This window comes from Bradyrhizobium sp. 2TAF24 (assembly GCF_052115025.1).
GTDB lineage: Bacteria > Pseudomonadota > Alphaproteobacteria > Rhizobiales > Xanthobacteraceae > Bradyrhizobium_A.
In genome coordinates this window covers 123,005-144,061 of sequence record NZ_JBFRFW010000013.1, presented here as the reverse complement: position 1 = coordinate 144,061, position 21,057 = coordinate 123,005, and the positions used below count along the sequence as shown (strand labels likewise).

Annotated in this window: 13 protein-coding genes and 2 riboswitches; of the genes, 6 read left to right on the top strand and 7 right to left on the bottom strand. The window is 67.7% G+C overall.

Translation table 11 applies throughout. The features are described 5' to 3' along the window. Nucleotides 1–36: 36 nt before the first annotated feature. From AB4Z37_RS20620 to alaS, 4 genes are all read right to left on the bottom strand, one after another. Nucleotides 37–6,189, bottom strand: coding sequence for a YDG domain-containing protein (locus tag AB4Z37_RS20620; protein ID WP_441518616.1), 6,153 nt, complete (start codon nucleotides 6,187–6,189; stop codon nucleotides 37–39). 36 nt (nucleotides 6,190–6,225) lie between these two features. Beyond that, nucleotides 6,226–7,863 (bottom strand): ShlB/FhaC/HecB family hemolysin secretion/activation protein, encoded by a 1,638-nt coding sequence (locus tag AB4Z37_RS20615; protein ID WP_441518615.1) that lies wholly within the window; start codon nucleotides 7,861–7,863, stop codon nucleotides 6,226–6,228. Nucleotides 7,864–8,200: 337 nt separating this feature from the next. Next, nucleotides 8,201–8,956, bottom strand: coding sequence for a GNAT family N-acetyltransferase (locus tag AB4Z37_RS20610; RefSeq protein WP_441518614.1), 756 nt, complete (start codon nucleotides 8,954–8,956; stop codon nucleotides 8,201–8,203). A 254-nt stretch (nucleotides 8,957–9,210) separates the two neighbouring features. Next, complete coding sequence (gene alaS / locus AB4Z37_RS20605; RefSeq protein ID WP_441518613.1) at nucleotides 9,211–11,871, bottom strand: alanine--tRNA ligase; 2,661 nt, start codon at nucleotides 11,869–11,871, stop codon at nucleotides 9,211–9,213. 343 nt (nucleotides 11,872–12,214) lie between these two features. Beyond that, nucleotides 12,215–12,306: riboswitch (glycine riboswitch) on the top strand. 135 nt (nucleotides 12,307–12,441) lie between these two features. On the opposite strand from alaS, the gene gcvT reads away from it, so the two are divergent. Genes gcvT through gcvP form a run of 3 tightly spaced genes read left to right on the top strand, consistent with a single transcriptional unit; the run spans nucleotide 12,442 to nucleotide 16,962 of the window. Then, nucleotides 12,442–13,593, top strand: a complete 1,152-nt coding sequence (gene gcvT / locus AB4Z37_RS20600; protein ID WP_441518612.1) for a glycine cleavage system aminomethyltransferase GcvT — start codon at nucleotides 12,442–12,444, stop codon at nucleotides 13,591–13,593. 40 nt (nucleotides 13,594–13,633) lie between these two features. Further along, a complete protein-coding gene (gcvH, locus tag AB4Z37_RS20595) occupies nucleotides 13,634–13,999 on the top strand; it encodes a glycine cleavage system protein GcvH (protein ID WP_441518611.1) in 366 nt (121 codons plus the stop codon). A 41-nt stretch (nucleotides 14,000–14,040) separates the two neighbouring features. Further along, complete coding sequence (gene gcvP / locus AB4Z37_RS20590) at nucleotides 14,041–16,962, top strand: aminomethyl-transferring glycine dehydrogenase (protein ID WP_441518610.1); 2,922 nt, start codon at nucleotides 14,041–14,043, stop codon at nucleotides 16,960–16,962. 488 nt (nucleotides 16,963–17,450) lie between these two features. On the opposite strand, the gene recA is transcribed toward gcvP, so the two are convergent. Then, nucleotides 17,451–18,539, bottom strand: coding sequence for a recombinase RecA (recA, locus tag AB4Z37_RS20585; protein WP_441518609.1), 1,089 nt, complete (start codon nucleotides 18,537–18,539; stop codon nucleotides 17,451–17,453). 228 nt (nucleotides 18,540–18,767) lie between these two features. Further along, nucleotides 18,768–19,037: a hypothetical protein gene (locus AB4Z37_RS20580; protein WP_441518608.1), complete on the bottom strand. Its 270-nt coding sequence runs from the start codon at nucleotides 19,035–19,037 to the stop codon at nucleotides 18,768–18,770. A 258-nt stretch (nucleotides 19,038–19,295) separates the two neighbouring features. Here AB4Z37_RS20580 and AB4Z37_RS20575 point away from each other — a divergent pair, with 258 nt between their 5' ends. Continuing rightward, the gene (locus AB4Z37_RS20575) at nucleotides 19,296–19,475 is read left to right on the top strand and encodes a hypothetical protein (protein ID WP_441518607.1); all 180 of its coding nucleotides are present in this window, start codon (nucleotides 19,296–19,298) and stop codon (nucleotides 19,473–19,475) included. Between the two features lie 23 nt (nucleotides 19,476–19,498). Here the strand turns inward: AB4Z37_RS20575 and crcB are convergent, their stop codons facing one another. Further along, nucleotides 19,499–19,882, bottom strand: a complete 384-nt coding sequence (gene crcB, locus AB4Z37_RS20570) for a fluoride efflux transporter CrcB (RefSeq protein WP_441518606.1) — start codon at nucleotides 19,880–19,882, stop codon at nucleotides 19,499–19,501. A 29-nt stretch (nucleotides 19,883–19,911) separates the two neighbouring features. Then, a riboswitch (Fluoride riboswitch) is annotated at nucleotides 19,912–19,974 on the bottom strand. Between the two features lie 378 nt (nucleotides 19,975–20,352). On the opposite strand from crcB, the gene AB4Z37_RS20565 reads away from it, so the two are divergent. Then, the gene (locus tag AB4Z37_RS20565; RefSeq protein ID WP_441518605.1) at nucleotides 20,353–20,625 is read left to right on the top strand and encodes a DUF6894 family protein; all 273 of its coding nucleotides are present in this window, start codon (nucleotides 20,353–20,355) and stop codon (nucleotides 20,623–20,625) included. 255 nt (nucleotides 20,626–20,880) lie between these two features. Then, entirely contained in the window at nucleotides 20,881–21,048 is a 168-nt protein-coding gene (locus AB4Z37_RS20560) for a hypothetical protein (protein WP_441518604.1), read from the top strand. Nucleotides 21,049–21,057: the final 9 nt, after the last annotated feature.

The following is a 21,057-nucleotide window of genomic DNA, read 5'->3' as shown; positions in this document are numbered from 1 at the left end:
CTGGCCGCTGTCGCCATGCCGGACGGCCCTCACCTTTCAGGGCTGGCGCGGGTTGACGACGCCGCATGTGCCCGCACCGGGAAAGCAGACCACGACATGGTCGAACCGGCGATCTTCGAAGACCACGCCGGTGCCGGACGAGACGACGTCCACAGTTGCCGGCTCCGGCCGGCCACCGCCCGCCGCAGCGATATCGAACGTCTCACGTACGAAGGTGCTCGCCAGCGTGGAAGCGTCCGAATTCGTCGGCGCGGTCACTGTCCACAGTCCCGCGTTGCGGGCGACGATGGTGTAGTTCGGATTGCTCGACACACCCACGACGTTCAGCACATACGGGCTGCCGGCGACGCTCGAGGTGCTGTTGATATCGAACGAGTTGGTCAGTCCTGTCAGCACCGCGATGCTTTCGCCGTTCTGCAGGCCACTCGCGGAAAGCCCGGGGTTCGCCGGCGAGGTTCCGAACACCGAGGTCCCCCCGAGCGCGGTGACGACGACCGGCGCCGGCAACACCCTCGCGGTGCCGGTTCCGCCGACAACCGTATAGTTGCTGTCGGCCACCGAGAGGCCCGCGGTGTTCAGCGCCTGGAGGCCCGCGCTCACGTTCGGCGACGCCACCGAGCCCGCTCCGCTGAGGCCGATGGACGCCGCCGTCGCGCCCGCCAGGCCATTGGTCAGCGTCAGGCCGCTCGCCGCCACTGCGGTGCGGCCGTCGTAGACCTTCGATCCCGTCAACGTCACCGCCAGGGGATTGATGGTGAAGCTGCCGGACGCCCCGCTCAGCGTGTAGTTGGTATTGCCGAGCGACAGGCCCGCGAGGTTCAGCGCCTGCGTCCCCGCGCTGACATTGGCGGACGCCACGGAACCGGTCCCGCCAAGGCCGATGGACGCCGCCGTCGCGCCCGCGACGCCATTGGTCAGCGTCAGGCCGTTTGCTGCGACCGCCGTACCGCCGTCATAGACCTTGGATCCCGTCAGCGTCACCGCCAGGGGATTGATGGTGAAGCTGCCGGACGCCCCGCTCAGCGTATAGTTGGTATTGCCGAGCGACAGGCCGGCGAGGTTCAGCGTCTGCGTGCCGGCGCTGACGTTCGCCGAAGTCACCGAGGCGCTGCCACTCAGACCGATGTTGTCCGAGCCGATCCTGTTGGACGCCGAGAGGCTGCTTGCGGCCACCGCGGTGGTGCCATCATAGCTGCGCGAGCCGGCCAGCGTCACCGCCAGCGGCGTGATGCTCGCCGTGCCGGAGCCGCCGGTCACCGTGAAGTTGCTGTCGGTCACCGACAGGCTGGTGGTGATAAGGGTCTGCGCGCCGGCACTGACATTGGCCGATGCCACCGAACCCGATCCGGACAGGCCGATCGAGGTCGCGGTTGCGCCCGCGACGCCGTTGGTCAGCGTCAGGCCGCTTGCCGCGAATGCCGTGCCGCCGTCATAAATCTTCGATCCCGTCAGCGTCACCGCCAGCGGATTGATGGTGAAGCTGCCGGACGCCCCGCTCAGCGTGTAGTTGGTATTGCTCAGCGACAGGCCGGCAAGATTCAGCGTCTGCGTGCCAGCGCTGACATTGGCCGAGGCCACCGCGCCACTGCCGGAGAGCCCGATGTTGTCGGTCCCGATCCTGTTCGAAGCCGTCAAGCTGCTGGCGGTCACCGTGGCGGTGCCATCATAGCTGCGTGAACCGGTCAGCGTCACCGCCAGCGGCGTAATGCTCACCGTGCCGGAGCCGCCGGTCACCGTGTAGTTGCCGTCGGTCACCGACAGACCGGTGGTGATGAGCGTCTGCGCACCGGCGCTGACATTGGCGGAGGCCACCGCCCCCGATCCGGACAGACCGATCGAGGTCGCCGTTGCGCCGGCGACGCCGTTGGTCAGCGTCAGTCCGCTTGCCGCGAACGCCGTGCCGCCGTCATAGACCTTCGATCCCGTCAGCGTCACCGCCAGCGGATGGATGGTGAAGCTGCCGGACGCCCCGCTCAGCGTGTAGTTGGTATTGCCCAGCGACAGGCCGGCGAGGTTCAGCGTCTGCGTCCCCGCGCTGACATTCGCCGACGTCACCGCGCCGCTGCCGGTGAGCCCGATGTTGTCGGTCCCGATCCTGTTCGAAACCGTCAGGCTGCTGGCGGTCACCGTGGTGGTGCCGTCATAGCTGCGCGAACCGGTCAGCGTCACCGCCAGCGGCGTGATGCTCACCGTGCCGGAGCCGCCGGTCACCGTGTAGTTGCTGTCGGTCACCGAAAAGCCCGTGGTCGCGAGCGTCTGTGCGCCGGCGCTGACATTGGCCGATGCAAGCGAGCCCGATCCCGACAGGCCGATCGAGGTCGCCGTTGCGCCCGCGACGCCGTTGGTCAGCGTCAGGCCGCTTGCCGCGACCGACGTGCCGCCGTCATAGACCTTCGATCCCGTCAGCGTCACCGCCAGCGGATGGATGGTGAAGCTGCCGGACGCCCCGCTCAGCGTGTAGTTGGTATTGCCCAGCGACAGGCCGGCGAGGTTCAGCGTCTGCGTGCCCGCGCTGACATTGGCCGATGCCACCGCACCGCTGCCGGTGAGCCCGATGTTATCGGTCCCGACCTTGTTGGAAGCCGCAAGGCTGGCCGCGGTCACCGTGGTCGTGCCGTCATAGCTGCGCGAGCCCGTCAGCGTCACGGCCAGCGGCGTGATGGTCACGGTGCCGGAGCCACCGGTCACCGTGTAGTTGCTGTCAGTCACCGCAAAGCCCGTGGTCGCGAGCGTCTGCGCGCCGGCGCTGACATTGGCCGAAGCAACTGCCCCCGATCCCGACAGGCCGATCGAGGTGGCGGTTGCGCCCCCGATGCCGTTGGCCAGCGTCAGACCGCCCGCGGCCACGGACGTGCCGCCGTCATAGACCTTCGATCCGCTCAGCGTCACCGCCAGCGGATTGATGGTGAAGCTGCCCGACGCCCCGCTCAGCGTGTAGTTGGTATTGCTCAGCGACAGGCCTGCGAGGTTGAGTGTCTGCGTGCCGGCGCTGACATTGGCGGACGCCACCGTTGCGGTGCCGGTCAGGCCGATATTGTCGGCGCCGACCTTGTTGGACGCCGTAAGACCGGCGGTCGTCACCGTCGCGGTGCCGTCATAGACCTTCGATCCCGTCAGCGTCACCGCCAGCGGCGTGATGGTCGCCGTACCCGACGCGCCGGTTAGCGTGTAGTTGCTGTTGCTCAGCGACAGGCCCGCCAGGTTGAGCGTCTGCGCGCCGGCGCTGACATTGGCGGATGCGACCGACGCCGAGCCGCTGAGGCCGACCGTGTCGGAGCCGACCCTGTTGGACACCGTGAGGCTGCCCGCCGCGATGCTGGTGCTGCCATTGTAGGCCTGCGTGCCCGTGAGCGTCACCGCCAGCGGATTGACCGTCAGGGTGGCCGGCGTCGTGCCGTAGCTGATGATGAAACCCGAGGCGCTGGCTCCGGTACCGGAGATCGTATAGCTGCCGGCGTTGGTCGATGCGGTCGTCCCCGACACGCTGCCGGTGCCGGCGGCGATGAGCGACAATCCGGTCAGGTTGATAAAGCTGCCCCCCGTGAGCGCAACGCCATTCAGCGTTTCGGTATAGGCCGCCGAGGTCTGCTGGAGCGAATAGGCCGTGCCGTAGGTCGCGGTCTGCGACAGGAAGTTGATCGTCAGAACCGCCGGCCCGAGGATGGGGTAGCGCCCGGACATCGCGGACCACGCACTGCCGAACCCCGACGGCAACGATCCGTTCTGCAGCGCCGCCGTGGTCATTGCCGTTCCGGCGCCATGGCCGACCGCGCTGATGCCTGAGGTCGTCGAGTCCCAGTAGCCGTAGCTGACCGTTCCGACGCCACCGGAAAAGTTGTTCTCTCCGACAAGACCACCGAAATAGCTGCCCGCGCCTGCGCTCACCGCGCCAGTCGCGTAGGCATTGGTGATCGTGCCCTGGTTGATGCCGACAAGGCCGCCGGTGTCGCTGCCAGCGCCGCTGCCGGTTCCGATTCCACCGGTGCCGCCACCGCCGGAGACCATGCCCGTGGCATAGGCATTTGTAATCGTGCCGGTGCCACCACCCCCCGTATAGCCGTCGTTGTAGCCGACCAGGCCGCCGACCCAGGTGCCGGTCATCGTGTCGATGACCGTCCCGCCGGCGTGAGCGTTGCTGATCGCACCCCAGTTATAGCCGACCAGTCCCCCGACCATGGCGCCGGCTCCGCCCGTCACCGCGGTGGTCGCATAGGCGTTGATGATCGTGCCCGTATTGGTGCCGGCGAGCGCGCCGACCGTAGCGCCTGGCGCCGAACCGGTCACGGAGCCGCCGATCAGGCCGAGATTCGCCACGGTGCCGGCCGAATTATTGGTCGAGCCATTGCCAACCGTCCCGAACAAACCAACCACGCTCGACCCGGTCGAGTTGATCGTCAGATTGCTGATGGTGTTGCCAAGACCATTGAAGGTCCCGGTAAATCCAGCACCGGCGGCAGCCCCCGCGATCACGCCATCGGTATACGTCGTGCCGCCGAGGTCGAGCGACTTGGCGAGCGCATAGTTGCCCGACAGATTGCCGTTGACCGCGACGAGCTGGGCCACGGTCCGGATCAGGGTATACGACGTGCCGTTGATGGTCAGCGCCGCACTGTTTCCCAGCAGCTGGACATTGCCGCCGTAGAAATTCAGCGCGCCGGCCGCGTTGGCGCCGCCGACATGGTTGCTGGTGGTGAGGATCAGGCCGCCATTGCCGCTGGCGGTGATCGAGGAGACGATGTTGATGCTGTTGTACGCCGACAGTGTCAGCGTGTTCGCCGTGCTCCAGCTGATCGGCGCATTGACGTAGATGTCGCCGAGGCCACTGGTCTGGGAGCCCGGCCCCGATGCCGTGGTCGCCGTCGTCTGCAGCATGACATTGCTGGAGGCGAGATTGCTGTTGATGGTCGCGGCGGCGGCGCCGTCGATCGTGAGGTCGATGGGGTCCACCAGCCACAGGCCGGTCGCGCCCGCCGGCGCCGAGGTGTTGACGCGGATGCCGGTGAAATCGACGACATGCCCCGACGTTTCGACGGTGCCGCCATGACCGCCGCCCGGCCCGCCCATGGCGCTGATCAGGCCGAACACGCGTGTGGTGCCGGTGGACCACAGCGTCACCTGGCCGCCATCGCCGGCCTGGGTGGCATCGGCCCGGATCGTGGTCGCGGCATCCATGGTGACGGACTGCGCCTGCGGCAGCGGGCCCGCGCCATGCATGTCGCCACCGATCCTGACCGTGCCGCCGCCGGTCGCGCCCGACGCATCGATGGTGGCGTGCTTGAGGCGGATCGACTGCCCGGTGACCGTGATCGCGCCGCCGCTGTGCCGCTGCGAGGTCGTCGCGAGCCGCCCGGAGATCTTGACCACGCCCCCCTCGCCACCGCCGATGATGATCGAGCCGGAGCGCCCGCCGATCGAACGCGCCTGCACGACGCCGGAGATGTTGATGGCGTTGCGCGCCGCCTCGCGCGCCGTCGCCGCGCTGAGAATGACGCTGCCGCCGTCGGCGGCGATCGTCCCGGAATTTCTGACCAGCGCGCCCTTGCCGCCGGTCGCCGTCGGCACCGCGACCTGCAAAAAGCCGTCGCCGGAGAAATCCAGCGCCGCCTGCTCGCCGGAGCCGAGCGCCGCCCTGCCGAGCGGCACGCTGATCAGGCCGCTGTTGGAGACGGTGCCGCCGATCAGGGCGGCATAGCCGCCGTGGCCGACCGTGATGGTGCCGGCATTGCTGACCGCCGCCGACGCGCCGCTGCCGGTGAAGCTGCGCTTGCCGGCCATGAAGTCGCTGTCGGAGATGCCGAGCGTCGACGCGACAAAGCCGCCGCCGGTGTTCACCGTGCCGGAGTTGGTGATGGCGATGCCGTTGGGATTGACGAGATAGACCTGGCCGTTGGCGTTGATCGCGCCGGCGATGGTGGACGGCGTGGCGCCGGTGACGCGGTTGAGGATCGCCGACGAGCTGTTCGGCTGCACGAAGTTCACCGCATTGCCGGTGCCGACCGAAAAGCCCTGCCAGTTCACCACCGCGCTCTGACTCGACTGCGTCACCGTGAGCTGATTGGCCGAAGGCTGGCCGATGGCGACGGTGCCGGCGGCGACCGCGCCGCCGGTCGGCAGCGACTGCGCCGACGCCGTGCCGAACAGCACCGGGCTGACCAGCTCCGTCGTCGCCAGCAGCAGGGCCGCGCGCATGTGATGACCTCGTGTCATGTTGTCCACCGAGCCCCGCTAGAACCTGAACGCAGAAACCACCGTGAAGCGGTCGCCTCCGGGGAGGCCATCGCTGCGCGACGCCCGGCCGTACTCCAGCGACAGCGAACCGTTGGCGAGCGTGCCCGGCGCGGCGCCGCCGATCCGCAGGCCGCCGCCATAGGATGTCGCCCGGGTCGCGGCAGCCTCCAGCACCGTCGGGTTCTGCAGCGACACCTCGCCATAGGCGGCGAAGACATAAGGCGCGACGACGACGCCGAGCGCGCTGGTCGGCAGCGGCAGCGTCCACGGCGACGACAGCTCGCCGCGCACCACATAGCCCTGGTCACCGACCACCGATCCGGCATCGAACGCCGACAGCCCGGTCGTGTTGGCGATGCCGATCTGCTCGCTGCGCAGCAGCGGCGTGTTGAATGAGGTCTGCGCCCGTGCCGAGACATTGAGCGCCAGATGCTCGATCACCGCCTGGGAGTAGCCGAGCGCGACATCGAACTTCTGGAACGAGGCGTCCGCGCCCTGCCGCGACAGCGGCAGCAGCGGCGTCGCCGCCGCGGCGCTGCGCGCGCCGAGGCCATCGATGCCGAACGAAAAGGTGGCGCGGCCGGAGACCGTTGCGCCCCAGGGTGTCAGCACGTCGCCGTCATGGGCGAACCGCACGATGCGCAACCGGTCTTCCGACAGCGGCACCGGCACGCCGCCGACGAACAGGCTCTGGGTTTCATTCTGCGCATCGAACGCCAGTTCGCTGTTGAAATTGGCGCTGCGTCCGCGCAGCCAGGCATAACGCAGCCGCAGCGACAACCGATCGAAGGTGTCGGTGGTCTGCACGCCGGCGACCGCCTGCGGCGTCGTCCGCGCATCGGTGAATTCGGCGTTGAAGGTCAGGCCTTCGATCCACAGCGGCACCACCACGCCCGCGGCCAGCGAACGGTTGCGCGGATAGCGGTCGAACCAGCCGTTGTCGCCGCCGTTCGGATGGCCGCTGGCGCGCAGGTAGGTCAGCTCACCAAGGCCCGCGACGCTGTTGAGGTCGAGGCCGACACCAAGCGTGGTGCGCCCGAGCGCCTTCGAGAGCGTGTTGTCGACGGTGAGGGTTTCGCTGACAGCCTGATACGTCGCATCGATGACCAGCACGGTGGCGCCCTCGGCCGTGCCCGCCTGCAAGGTCGAGCGCAGGAGCACGCCGGGCGTATCGCCGGCCAGCAGCACGCGGCGCTCGATCTCCGCAAGGGTCAGCCCGCGGCGTCCCGTCAGCGGGCCGACCAGCGCCTCGATGCGCCGGCGCACCGGTTCGGGCACGCCTTTGGTCTCGATGCGCTCGATGAAGCCGTCCACCACCACCAGCCGCACGCGCGCGCCATTGACCAGCTGCTGCGGCGGCAGCACCACGCGCGCCAGCACATAGCCGGCGGCAGCATAGGCCGCCTCGAGCTCGCGCGCGGCCGCGAAGATCTCCGCACCCGACACCTTGCGGCCGGCAAGCCGCGCCTCGAGGGTGGCCGTCGCCGCGGCCAGTTGCGGCAGACCGCCAACGACATGAACGCCCGACAGTCTGACGAAGAGCGTCTCGGCGCCCGCAGGCGCATCCAGTCCCGGCGTGCCCGGCAACGTGAAGCCGCCCGGACGCGCGAGGCTGGGCCGAAAACTGGGAGGCACGATTTGCGACGCGGTCTGGGCAAAGGCCGCCCCCGACATCGACACCACAGCTGCAATTCCGAAACCGACGGCCCTTAACCCAAGCATTCTCGCTTTCGTCCAATGAGGGACTTAAGTCAGGACAGCCGCATCGCAGCAAGTCATCGACCAACGCATTGAAGCGAGCCTTATCGCTCCGTTTACACTTTGTAAACGAGGGCCGGCCGCGATTGCATTGATTGAGAGTCTCACTTCCCATGCGAGGGCAAACGCACAGCCACATGCCGACGCGGATTCAACAACCCAAGGTCGCGCAATCCATCGCGCTCAATTTGGCGCTACCTGTCGACGCCTGCGATCACGCGCGCGGCAGCCGGCGATAGTGATAGCGGTGCAGCTCGGTGTGCATGCCGAGGCTGCGATAGAGCGCTGCACCGGCGCTGTTGCCGGCCTCGACCTGCAGGCAGGCGCTCTGCGCGCCCTGCGACGCCGCCCAGTCGAGCAGCGCCGACATCACGCGGCGGCCGTAGCCGTTGCCGCGACGGCCCGCCGCGGTGACGACGGATTCGCAGCACAGCATGTCGCCGTCAATGACGCCGTAGGCCATCGCCACCACCTCGCCCTCGTCGCTCAGCGTGGCGAAGCCAGCCGGCAGCGCGATCGCGCCGATGATGTCCTCATAGATCTCGCTCTGCGCCGGCGTGCGGCCCTGCAGGTCGTGGATCATGTCGAGCCAGTCGTCGTCGGCCTCGGCCTGGATCCGCACGGCCGTGTCCGGCTGCACCACCATCGCCGCCATCTCGCCGAAAATCGTGCGGCTCTCGCCCTCGGCGATGTAACCGAGCTCGGCGAGATGACGATCGACGGAGGGATCGAGCATCGACGGCACGCGCACGATCAGCGGCAGGTCCTGGTTGCGGAACAGGTTCTCGAAGAACTGGATGGTCGCGCCATCCATGCGCGCGCCGGCATGCAGCGGGTTGGCGGAATTGGCGCGCCGCGTCAGACCGTCGGCGAAGCGCACCAGCCAGCCGTCATGCAGCACGGTAGACAGCGCCGGCCAGGCATTGAGGCAGGCATGCTCCGCCCGCCATGACAGGACGTCCCGCGACATGCTCGTTTCCACCGGATCACCAGATGCGCCAGGATGGCGTGCGTGTTCATACCCCGCCCCGCGACGGCGGCCAAGCTGCGTGCGGCATGGCAGGATTGAACGGCTCTGCCGCGTGAACGATGCCCCGACATGGAATTGTCACGAGGAGCGATCGACAGCGCGGTGCGGCGTTTGCCTGACGAATTGCCGAAGACGTAAAAAAAAAGCCGCCGGCCATGCGCCGGCGGCTTCATATTAAAACTTGCGCTGTCCGCCTACGCGCCGAGCGCCGCGGCGATGGCCTGCAGCGCGGCGTCGGCCTTGGCGCCGTCGGGGCCGCCGGCCTGCGCCATGTCGGGACGGCCGCCGCCGCCCTTGCCGCCGAGCGCCTCGGAGGCGACGCGCACCAGATCGACCGCGCTGTAGCGCGAGGTCAGGTCCGGCGTGACGCCGACCACGACGCCGGCCTTGCCGTCCTCGGTGACGCCGACGATGGCGACGATGCCGTTGCCGACCTGCTTCTTGCCGTCATCCGCGAGGCTCTTGAGATCCTTCATCTCGATGCCTTGAACAGCGCGGCCCAGGAACTTGACGTCGCCGATGGTACGGATGTCGGCACCTGCCGCCGCACCATTGCCGCCGCCACCGCCGAGCGCCAGCTTCTTGCGGGCGTCCGACAGCTCACGCTCGAGCTTCTTGCGCTCCTCCATCAGCGCGGCGACGCGCGCCGGCATGTCGTCGAGGGTGGTGCGCAACTCTGCCGCCGCAGCCTTCGCGGTCTGGATGGTGGTGTTGGCGTGGTGGCGCGCGGCGCGCGCGGTCAGCGCCTCGATGCGGCGCACGCCGGAGGACACCGCGCTGTCGCCGAGCACGGAGATCAGGCCGATGTCGCCGGTGCGACGCACATGGGTGCCGCCGCACAGTTCGACCGACCAGCCCAGCGCATTGCCGGATCCCTTGCCCATCGAGACGACGCGGACCTCGTCGCCATACTTCTCGCCGAACAGCGCGCGCGCGCCAGAGGCGCGGGCGTCGTCGACCGCCATCGAGCGCGTGGTGACCTCGCCGTTCTCCAGCACGATGTCGTTGGCGATGTCCTCGACCTTGCGCAACTCCTCGGCCGTGATCGGCTTCTGGTGCACGAAGTCGAAGCGCAGGCGGTCGGGCGCGACCAGCGAGCCGCGCTGGGCGATGTGGTCGCCGAGCACCTGGCGCAGCGCCTCGTGCAGCAGGTGGGTCGCCGAGTGATTGGCGCGGATGGAGGTGCGGCGGCTGTGGTCGACCTCGAGCGCCAAGGGCACGCCGACCTTGAGTGTTCCGAGCTCGACGGTGCCGAGATGCACGAACAGGTCGCCCGCCTTCTTCTGGGTCTCGGTGACGCGGAAGCGCACGCCCTCCGCCGTCAGCACACCGGTATCGCCGACCTGGCCACCGGACTCGCCGTAGAACGGCGTCTGGTTGAGGATGACGACGCCGCTGTCGCCGGCCTTGAGGCTGTCGGTCTCCTTGCCGTCCTTGACCAGCGCCGAGACCACGCCCTCGGCGCTCTCGGTCTCGTAGCCGAGGAATTCGGTGGCCCCGAGACGCTCGCGCAGCGGAAACCAGATCGCCTCCGACGCGGTGTCGCCGGAGCCCGCCCACGACGCGCGGGCCTTCTCGCGCTGCTTCTCCATCGCGGCATTGAAGCCGTCGACGTCGACATCGATGCCGCGGGCACGCAGCGCGTCCTGCGTCAGGTCGAGCGGGAAGCCGTAGGTGTCGTACAGCGTGAACGCGGTGTCGCCCTTGAGGCGGTCGCCGGAGGTGAGCGACCGGCTCTCCTCGTCGAGGATCGACAGTCCCCGCTCCAGCGTCTTGCGGAAGCGCGTCTCTTCGAGGCGCAGCGTCTCCTCGATCAGCGCCTCGGCGCGCACCAGCTCCGGATAGGCCTGGCCCATCTCGCGCACCAGCGCCCACACCAGGCGGTACATCAGCGGGTCGCGCGCGCCGAGCAGCTGGGCATGGCGCATGGCGCGGCGCATGATCCGGCGCAGCACATAGCCGCGGCCCTCGTTCGACGGCAGCACGCCGTCGGCGATCAGGAAGGACGATGCGCGCAGATGGTCGGCGATGACGCGCAGCGACGCCTTCTGCGGACCGTCGGCGTCGGCGCCGGTCAGCTCCGAGATGGCGCGGATCAGCGAGGCGAAGAGATCGATGTCGTAGTTGTCGTGCTTGCCCTGCAGCACCGCGGCGATGCGCTCCAGGCCCATGCCGGTGTCGATCGAGGGCTTTGGCAGCGCATTGCGCACGCCGCTCGCGACCTGCTCGAACTGCATGAACACCAGGTTCCAGATCTCGATGAAGCGGTCACCGTCCTGGTCGGCCGAGCCGGGCGGGCCGCCGAAGATGTGCTCGCCGTGGTCGTAGAAGATCTCCGAGCACGGGCCGCACGGGCCGGTGTCGCCCATCTGCCAGAAGTTGTCGGAGGTCGGGATGCGGATGATCTTGGATTCCGGCAGGCCGGCGATCTTCTTCCACAGGCCGAACGCCTCGTCGTCCTCGGAATACACCGTCACCATCAGGCGGTCTTTCGGCAGCCCGTATTCCTTGGTGATCAGGTTCCAGGCGAGCTCGATGGCGCGATCCTTGAAGTAGTCGCCGAACGAGAAGTTGCCGAGCATCTCGAAGAAGGTGTGATGGCGCGCGGTGTAGCCGACATTGTCGAGGTCGTTGTGCTTGCCGCCGGCGCGCACGCATTTCTGCGAGGTGGTGGCGCGCTGGTAGGATCGCTTTTCGAGGCCCGTGAAGACGTTCTTGAACTGCACCATGCCGGCGTTGGTGAACATCAACGTCGGATCGTTGCGGGGCACCAGCGGCGACGATGACACCACCTCGTGGCCGTTCTTCGCGAAGTAGTTGAGGAACGCAGACCTGATCTCGTTAACGCCGCTCATATCCGTCCAATCGCACCGTCCGGGCCGTTCAGCGTCCCGGATACCTGAACATCCGCGCTGAATGCGCTCAAGTTTGCTGATCAGGGCGAAGCCGCGCCGGCGGCAGGCCGCCGCGCCGGAATCGCCCCCTGTGGGGAAACCGGCCGCGAGTATGGCGCGGCAGGCTCCTCTTGTCCCGCCCGCTTTTACCGGCCGCGGGCTTCCCTGTCCAGAAAACGGGCATTTCCGGGGCATGAATTCGGCGCACCCGTCAAAGGCTTACCCCTCCCCCACAAGAACCGTTGATAGGCCCCCGCCGCGCGTTGACAGGCCTGCCCGGGGCGTGTTCTCTCCGCGCCAGACGATCATCACGTCGGGAGAGACCGGCCTCCAAAGGGCCGGCGCCGAAGGAGCAACCGCCCCGGAAACTCTCAGGCAAAAGGACCGCGTGATGGAACGACATCTGGAAAGCGACGCGGCCGGCTGACCCCGGAAAGGCGTCCGCCGACGGGATAATACTCTCAGGCACAGCGACAGATGGGGCTTCGACGATGTCAGGGGGATGGTCCCCGGTCGCCAGGAGTCCGCCCGATGTCTGCGTCCGTTCTCGCCCCCGCCCCGCTGAAACGCACCCCGCTGCACGCGCTGCACCTGTCCCTGGGCGGCAAGATGGTTCCGTTCGCCGGCTACGACATGCCGGTGCAATACCCCCTCGGCGTGCTCAAGGAGCACCTTCACACCCGCGCAAGCGCCGGGCTGTTCGACGTCTCCCACATGGGCCAGATCCGGCTGCGGCCGAAGTCCGGCCGGATCGAAGACGCCGCGCTGGCGCTGGAGCGGCTGGTGCCGCAGGACATCCTCGGCCTCCCCGCCGGGCGGCAGCGCTACGCCCAGTTCACCAACGACCGCGGCGGCATCCTCGACGACCTCATGGTGTCGAACGCCGGCGATCACCTGTTCCTGGTGGTCAACGCCGCCTGCAAGGCCGACGACGAGGCCCATCTGCGGGCGCATCTTGCGGACGCCTGCGACATCGAGGTGCTGGACGATCGCGCGCTGATCGCCCTGCAGGGTCCGAAGGCGGCCGAGGTCCTGGCGACGCTGTCGCCGACCACCGCCGCCATGCGCTTCATGGACTGCGGCCCGCATCAGGTGATGGGCATTCCCTGCATCGTGTCCCGCTCCGGCTATACCGGCGAGGACGGCTACGAGATTTCCGTGCCGGCGGCCGAGGCCGCCGCGCTCGCCGAAAAACTGCTGGCGCCCGAGGCGGTGCAGCCCATCGGCCTCGGGGCCCGCGACAGCCTGCGGCTCGAGGCCGGCCTGTGCCTCTACGGCCCCGACATCGACATCGTCACGACGCCGGTCGAGGCCGCGCTGGAATGGTCGATCCAGAAGGCGCGCCGCACGGGCGGTGCCCGCGCCGGCGGCTTTCCCGGCGCCGACATCATCCTGCGCCAGCTCGCCCAGGGCGCGCCGCGCCGCCGCGTCGGCCTGCTCGCCGAGGGGCGCGCACCGGTGCGCGGCCCCGCTGCATTGTTCGTCCATGCCGACGATCCGGCGCAGGCCGGCCTTGTCACCTCCGGCGGCTTTGGTCCCAGCCGGATCGCGCCGGTCGCGATGGGCTATGTGCCCGCCGCCTATGCCGAGACCGGCACGCAGCTGTTCGCCGAGGTGCGCGAGCAGCGCCTGCCGCTGCGCGTCGCGCCGATGCCGTTCGTGCCCCACGCCTACAAACGCTGACTTTTGCGCTGAATTTGACGACCGAGAGAGGAATTTGGTCATGACCACGCTGTTCACCGCCGACCATGAGTGGCTGAAGATCGACGGCGACGTCGCCACCGTCGGCATCACCGACTACGCCCAGACCCAGCTCGGCGACGTCGTGTTCGTCGAGCTGCCCAAGGTCGGCCGCCAGCTCAAGAAGGCGGAAGCCGCCGCCGTCGTCGAATCGGTCAAGGCCGCGTCCGACGTCTATGCGCCGCTGACCGGCGAGATCGTCGCGATCAACGACGCGCTGGCCGCCGACCCGGCGCTGGTCAACACCGATCCCGCTGATGGCGCCTGGTTCTTCAAGATCAGAATTGCCGACCAGAGCGAGCTCGCCGGCCTGATGGACGAAGCCGCCTACAAGGCCCACACGGCCTGACGCCCCGACTGCCGCCGCACGCCGAAGCCAGAGAGACCGCCATGACCACGCCGCGCCAAGGACCCGCCGCCTCCGCCGCCCCGACGACGGGCCGCGCCGGATCGAACCTGCCGCCGAACGAGGCCGCGACCACCTTCGTGCGCCGCCACATCGGCCCGGCGCCGCGCGACATCGACGCCATGCTGGACACGGTCGGCGCCAAAAGCCTGACCGCGCTGATGGACGAGACGCTGCCGGCGTCGATCCGCCAGACCGCCCCGCTCGACCTCGGCACCGCGCTGAGCGAGAGCGAGGCGCTGGCCCACATGAGCGCGCTCGCCGAGCGCAACAGCATCGTCACCTCGCTGATCGGCCAAGGCTACTCCGGCACGCTGATGCCGGCGGTGATCCAGCGCAACATCCTGGAGAATCCGGCCTGGTACACGGCGTATACGCCCTACCAGCCCGAGATCAGCCAGGGCCGTCTGGAAGCACTGTTCAACTTCCAGACCATGGTGTGCGACCTCACCGGCCTCGATGTCGCCAACGCCTCGCTGCTCGACGAGGGCACCGCCGCGGCGGAAGCGATGGCGCTGGCGCACCGCTCGGCGCAGGGGGGCAGCAACACCTTCTTCGTCGACCATGAGGTGCATCCGCAGACGCTGGCCGTGCTGCGCCAGCGCGCCGAACCGCTGGGCTGGCGCGTGATCACCGGCGATCCGCTGCGCGATCTCGCCGGCGCCGAGGTGTTCGGCGGCCTGCTGCAATATCCGGGCACGCATGGTGCGGTGCGCGACCTGCGCCCGGCGATCGCCGCACTGAAGACCAGGGGCGCGCTCGCCATCATCGCCGCCGATCCGCTGGCGCTGACGCTGCTGGCCTCGCCCGGCGATCTCGGCGCCGACATCGCCGTCGGTTCGACCCAGCGCTTCGGCGTGCCGATGGGCTATGGCGGCCCGCATGCCGCCTACATGGCGGTGCGTGACGCGCTCAAGCGCTCTCTGCCCGGCCGCATCGTCGGCCTGTCGATCGATTCGCGCGGCGCGCCGGCCTATCGCCTCGCGCTGCAGACCCGCGAGCAGCACATCCGCCGCGAGAAGGCGACGTCCAACATCTGCACCGCGCAGGTGCTGCTGGCCGTGATTGCCTCGATGTACGCGGTCTATCACGGCCCCGAGGGTCTCGCGCACATCGCCCGCACAGTGCACCGCCGCACCGCCGTGCTGGCGGCTGGCCTGAAAAAGCTCGGCTACGCGCCGCTGTCACAGCACTACTTCGACACGGTGACGGTCAAGGTCAACGGCGAGCGCGCCCAGGTGATCTCCCACGCCGCGCATGAAAAGATCAACCTGCGGCTCGACGACACCACGGTGAGCATTGCGCTCGACGAGACCACGACGCCTGAGATCGTCGAGCGGGTGTGGCGCAGCTTCGGCGGCACCTTGCGTTATGCCGAGGTCGAAGCGGACGCGGCCGACGCGCTGCCGGCGGACCTCAAGCGCACCAGCGCCTATCTCACCCATCCGGTGTTCCACGCCCACCGCTCGGAGACCGAACTCCTGCGCTACATGCGCAAGCTGTCGGACCGCGACCTCGCGCTCGACCGCGCGATGATCCCGCTGGGCTCGTGCACCATGAAGCTCAACGCCACCACCGAGATGATCCCGGTGACCTGGCCGGCGTTCGGCGCGCTGCACCCGTTCGCGCCGCGCGAGCAGGCGGCGGGCTATCACGCCATGTTCGACCAGCTCGAGCGCTGGCTCGTCGAAGTCACCGGCTATGACGCGATCTCGCTGCAGCCGAACTCCGGCGCGCAGGGCGAGTACGCCGGCCTCCTCGCGATCCGCGCCTACCACGCCGCGCGCGGCGACGCCCATCGCACGGTGTGCCTGATCCCCTCCTCGGCCCACGGCACCAATCCGGCATCCGCCAGCATGGTCGGCATGGACGTGGTGGTGGTGAACTGCGACGCCCGCGGCGACGTCGACGTCGAGGACCTCGCGCGCAAGGCGAAGCAGCACGCCGACAAGCTCGCGGCCGTCATGATCACCTATCCCTCGACCCATGGCGTGTTCGAGGAGCACATCCGCGAGATCTGCGACATCGTCCATGCCCATGGCGGCCAGGTCTATCTCGACGGCGCCAACATGAACGCCCAGGTCGGCCTCGCCCGCCCCGGCGACTACGGCGCCGACGTCAGCCATCTCAACCTGCACAAGACGTTCTGCATCCCCCATGGCGGCGGCGGCCCCGGCATGGGTCCGATCGGCGTCAAGGCGCACCTGAAGCCGTTCCTGCCCGGCCATCCGGCCATCGATGGCGGCAGCGCGCCGGTCGGCCCGGTGGCGGCGGCGCCGTGGGGCTCGGCGTCGATCCTCGTCATCTCCTACATCTACATGCTGATGATGGGCGGCGAGGGCCTCAAGCGCGCGACCGAGGTCGCGGTGCTCAACGCCAACTACATCGCCAAGCGGCTGGAGCCGCACTTCCCGGTGCTCTACCGCAACATCCGCGGCCGGGTCGCGCATGAGTGCATCGTCGATCCCCGCCCGCTCAAGGCGACCAGCGGCGTCACCGTCGACGACATCGCCAAGCGGCTGATCGACTACGGCTTCCACGCGCCGACCATGAGCTTCCCGGTGCCGGGCACGCTGATGATCGAGCCGACGGAATCGGAATCGAAAGCCGAGCTCGACCGCTTCTGCGACGCCATGATCGCGATCCGCCACGAGATCGCGGAGGTCGAGAACGGCCGCTTCAAGATCGAGGCGTCGCCTTTACGCCATGCGCCGCACACGGTGCATGACATCGCCGACGACAACTGGAACCGGTCTTACAGCCGCACGGAAGGCTGCTTCCCCGCGGGCTCGGCGCGCCAGGACAAGTACTGGTCGCCGGTCGGCCGCGTCGACAACGTCTACGGCGACCGCAACCTCGTCTGCTCGTGCCCGCCGATGTCGGATTACGCGGAGGCGGCGGAGTAAGGCGGCGGCAGCGCCAGTACGCAGACGTCAATAACGACTAAAGGCCGTGCTTCAAGCGCGGCCTTTTACTTCTGGATAGACGATCTCTTGGGCAAGACGCCCCCTCATTCCTGAGCCTTTGTTGAAGCACGCAGATTGTCTGCTTTTCTCCGTCATGCCCGGCCAACGCGATCCGCCTTCGACGGATCGCGTTGGCCGGCCGTGACGAGTTCAACAACAAATCTCATCTGCGACCAGCAACGCCGCAGACAAACGACAGCGGGCGCTGAAGACATCGGCAACTCAATGTCCGCAGCGCCCGTGTGTTCGAAACTCAAGTCTTCAGGTCAACTCAAGCTCCAAAGGTCCTGACGACCCGGTCCTGAGCCGCACGCCCGATCGCGTCGGGCGCGGCGTTTGTCCGCCAGCCGGATTCCACCCCCGCGGTTGCCCCGCGAAGCGGCTGTCGGGCGAAGCGCGTGGCTCCCGTGCCGCCCGGACGAAAGCCCTTACTCTTCCGCCGGCTCCTCGCCGTCGGCGTCGCGCTCCGGCGTGCCGGCGAGGATCTGCTCGGCGATCAGGCCCGAGTTCTGGCGGATCGACATCTCGATCTTGGCGGTGATGTCGGGATTGCCCTTGAGGAACGTCTTGGCGTTCTCGCGACCCTGGCCGAGGCGCTGGCTGTCGTAGGAGAACCAGGCGCCCGACTTCTCGACAATGCCGGCCTTGACGCCGAGATCGAGGATCTCGCCCATCTTGGACACGCCCTCGCCGTACATGATGTCGAACTCGACCTGCTTGAACGGCGGCGCCAGCTTGTTCTTCACCACCTTGACGCGGGTGGTGTTGCCGACGACTTCGTCGCGCTCCTTGATCGCGCCGATGCGGCGGATGTCGAGGCGGACGGAGGCGTAGAACTTCAGCGCGTTGCCGCCGGTGGTGGTCTCGGGCGAGCCGTACATCACACCGATCTTCATGCGGATCTGGTTGATGAAGATCACCATCGTGTTGGACTTGTTGATGGACGCCGTCAGCTTGCGCAGCGCCTGGCTCATCAACCGCGCCTGCAGGCCCGGCAGCGCTTCGCCCATCTCGCCCTCGAGTTCGGCGCGCGGCACCAGCGCGGCGACCGAGTCGATGATCAGCACGTCGACCGCGCCGGAGCGCACCAGCGTGTCGGCGATTTCCAGCGCCTGCTCGCCATGGTCCGGCTGCGAGATCAGGAGTTCATCGACATTGACGCCGAGCTTGCGGGCATAGACCGGGTCGAGCGCGTGCTCGGCATCGATGAAGGCGCAGATGCCGCCCTTCTTCTGGGCCTCCGCGACGCAGTGCAGCGCCAGCGTGGTCTTGCCCGACGATTCCGGTCCGTAGATTTCAACGATGCGGCCCTTCGGCAGGCCACCGACGCCGAGCGCGATGTCGAGGCCGAGCGATCCCGAGGAGATCGTCTCGATGTCCATCGACTTGTCGCTCTTGCCGAGCTTCATCACCGATCCCTTGCCGAACTGACGTTCGATCTGGGACAGCGCCGCGCTCAAAGCCTTGGATTTGTCCATGGAAGTTCCTTCAACGATACGCAAAGCGGGCTGAGACATCGGTCGCGCTCCTTATGAACGGGATTCGCCGGGTGGACAATCAACGGCGGCGGGGATTCGGATCGGCTTCAACGATGAAAGGAATGTACTCTATCTGTTCTTTGTTCGCAATATGTTCTTTTGCCGATTTCCGGTGATGTCTCCGTCTGGCCACCTCTCCTGCTTCTGATGGGCCTCGCTGCAACAGGCCTTCCATTCCTGGCCTTTATGGCACTTCGCTGAGGCCGCCTATCGGCGTTCTCGTTGCGCCAGATACCCCGTCAGGATGGCCAGCGGGTGCGTGACGAAGATGCTGCGGACGTGCCACAGGCTGTAGGTGTAGACGGCTTGGCTGACCTCGGTCAGGCGCCCGTGGTTCGCGACATAGAAATGCCCGTCGACGATCCTGCCGTTGACGGCATCGCCGCCGATCGCGATGGCAATGACGACAAAGACCAGAAAATTCAGGATGCCCATGAAACTGATGGTCCTGAGAACGCGATAGCGGATATCTGACATGGTCTTGCCACCCGGGCGTCCCAGGCACGGGCACGAACGGAGGATCCGGCCGGCCTGTCCTTACGCCACTCTGCGGACCGCACAGATGATGGCGCCGCCGCACGGAACAAGACATCGTCCGTGAATATATTTTGCCCCCCAGGGGAGGCGCCGCCCCTTCCCTCACGGCCCCTGGCGTTCTCAAGCCCGCAGATGTTTCCGGCGTTACGGAAACATCCGTAGTTTTCGCCCCTCGCCCGCGGCGGGATAGTCTGGTCCATGGGACATCACATCGTCTTCCAATGCCCGGACACCGGCCTGAAGGTGCAGCACTGGCTGGACAAGCCGCCGGATGACGCGCGGCCGGCGTCCTACGTCTCCGTCGCGTGCGCCGCCTGCACCAACATTCACTTCATCAACAGTGAGAACGGCAGGCTGTTGGGAGACGACAGGAAATAACGGCCGTGCGGCCGGCGATGTCGCTACGGCAGCGCCCGGATCAGATGCATGGCCGCGACCAGCGCCCCGATCGACAGCACCACCGACGCCAGCATGTAGGCGAGCGAGGCCATGCCCTGCCCGCGCTCGATCAGGACGAAGGCGTCGAGCGAGAAGGTCGAGAAGGTGGTGTAGCCGCCGCAGATGCCGACGGTGAGGAAGATCCGCATGGTCTGCGACAGATCCCACTTGGTGGCGAACAGGCCGACGAAGGCGCCGATCAGGAACGAGCCGGTGACGTTGATGAACAGCGTGCCCCAGGGAAACGCGCTGCCGAGCAGCCGGCCCGACATGACGCCGACGACATAGCGCGCCACCGATCCGAGCGCACCGCCGGCCGCCACTGCCAGAATGAATTGCGGTTCCATTTCCTCATGCTCCTTCCTGCGCTGGTCGCGCAACGGCAGGAGTTATCAGCCACCATGGCGGTTGTCGGGGGAACCCCATCCCCATCAGGAATGACAACAGGCTAGCAGGTCCGCGCCGCAGCACAAGGCACGCAGGGCGCCGAATCGACGCCCAGCCCTCCTCGGCTCGATCCCGCTCGGGCGCTCGCGTGCTTTTCAGAGCGCGCCGCTGTTGTTTCAGATCATTTCATCGGGCCCGGCTTGTTGCCTCCCCAAGAGATTTTTTAAGGAGACGTGCCGATGCCCCGCACCATCATCGCCAGCCGGATACGCGTGTCCGCGGACGGCAAGACTCCGCCGCGCCTCCCCGTGGCCACAATCGACAGGCAAACGATTGCACCGCCATTGGCCGACACTTGATCCAGATCAATGCGGCCGAACCGGCCTGTGAGACCATGGTTCGTCAGGGTTCGTGTCGTTGTGGGGGCCCCATGCCTCGTTATTTCTTCCACTTCAAGGACGGCTCTCTTTTCAAGGACGAGGAAGGCGAGGACCTGCGCGACATCGAGCTCGCCCGCTGCCATGCGCGGCGGCTCGCGCTCGAGCTCGCATCCGGCGGCGAACGCGGCGGCTGCATTGTCGTGGCCGACGACACCGATCCCCTGTTCGCCGTGCCGCTGCCGCGTCAGCTCTATGAGATGAAGATCGGGACCCGGGCGCCGGCCGCCCTGCCCCGTGCGCAGGGCCCGGCACGGCTGGCGTGACGCCGCCGTTCATCCGCCCCGACAACCTCCAGCGTCCCATACCGTGAGGCGAGCGCCGTCTGCGGCTGCGCCACGTGGTTGAGCGACGCCGCGCAAATCGGGGAACAAAAGCCGCATCGTTCGTGTTCCAACTTCACCGCCCGTTGCCGTTGTGCCATGGAAGGGGCACAGAGGTAACGACGAACCGTTGCATTGCAGCGGTCGCAAAACATGATCGACCGGACTTCGTTTCCGCCGGCTTGAGGATAGACAGGAATGGCGCCAGAGCACGACGACACCAAGGCTCGGAACGAGGAGGCCGCCCGCACGGCTGAAGCGCTGCGCCTCGTCAGGGCCTTCCACAATGTCGACAATCCGCTGGTGCGCGAAGCCCTGATCGTGATCGCCGAGCAGCTCGGCGCCGGCAAGGAACGCCTGCAGTAACGCCTCCGA

Bases quoted from the DNA above. Each gene is read 5' to 3' on its own strand.
- AB4Z37_RS20620 (WP_441518616.1), bottom strand. From the start codon at position 6,189: ATGCGCGCGGCCCTGCTGCTGGCGACGACGGAGCTGGTCAGCCCGGTG.
- AB4Z37_RS20610 (WP_441518614.1), bottom strand. From the start codon at position 8,956: ATGTCGCGGGACGTCCTGTCATGGCGGGCGGAGCATGCCTGCCTCAAT.
- alaS (WP_441518613.1), bottom strand. From the start codon at position 11,871: ATGAGCGGCGTTAACGAGATCAGGTCTGCGTTCCTCAACTACTTCGCG.
- gcvT (WP_441518612.1), top strand. From the start codon at position 12,442: ATGTCTGCGTCCGTTCTCGCCCCCGCCCCGCTGAAACGCACCCCGCTG.
- gcvH (WP_441518611.1), top strand. From the start codon at position 13,634: ATGACCACGCTGTTCACCGCCGACCATGAGTGGCTGAAGATCGACGGC.
- gcvP (WP_441518610.1), top strand. From the start codon at position 14,041: ATGACCACGCCGCGCCAAGGACCCGCCGCCTCCGCCGCCCCGACGACG.
- recA (WP_441518609.1), bottom strand. From the start codon at position 18,539: ATGTCTCAGCCCGCTTTGCGTATCGTTGAAGGAACTTCCATGGACAAA.
- AB4Z37_RS20580 (WP_441518608.1), bottom strand. From the start codon at position 19,037: ATGTCAGATATCCGCTATCGCGTTCTCAGGACCATCAGTTTCATGGGC.
- AB4Z37_RS20575 (WP_441518607.1), top strand. From the start codon at position 19,296: ATGGGACATCACATCGTCTTCCAATGCCCGGACACCGGCCTGAAGGTG.
- crcB (WP_441518606.1), bottom strand. From the start codon at position 19,882: ATGGAACCGCAATTCATTCTGGCAGTGGCGGCCGGCGGTGCGCTCGGA.
- AB4Z37_RS20565 (WP_441518605.1), top strand. From the start codon at position 20,353: ATGCCTCGTTATTTCTTCCACTTCAAGGACGGCTCTCTTTTCAAGGAC.
- AB4Z37_RS20560 (WP_441518604.1), top strand. From the start codon at position 20,881: ATGGCGCCAGAGCACGACGACACCAAGGCTCGGAACGAGGAGGCCGCC.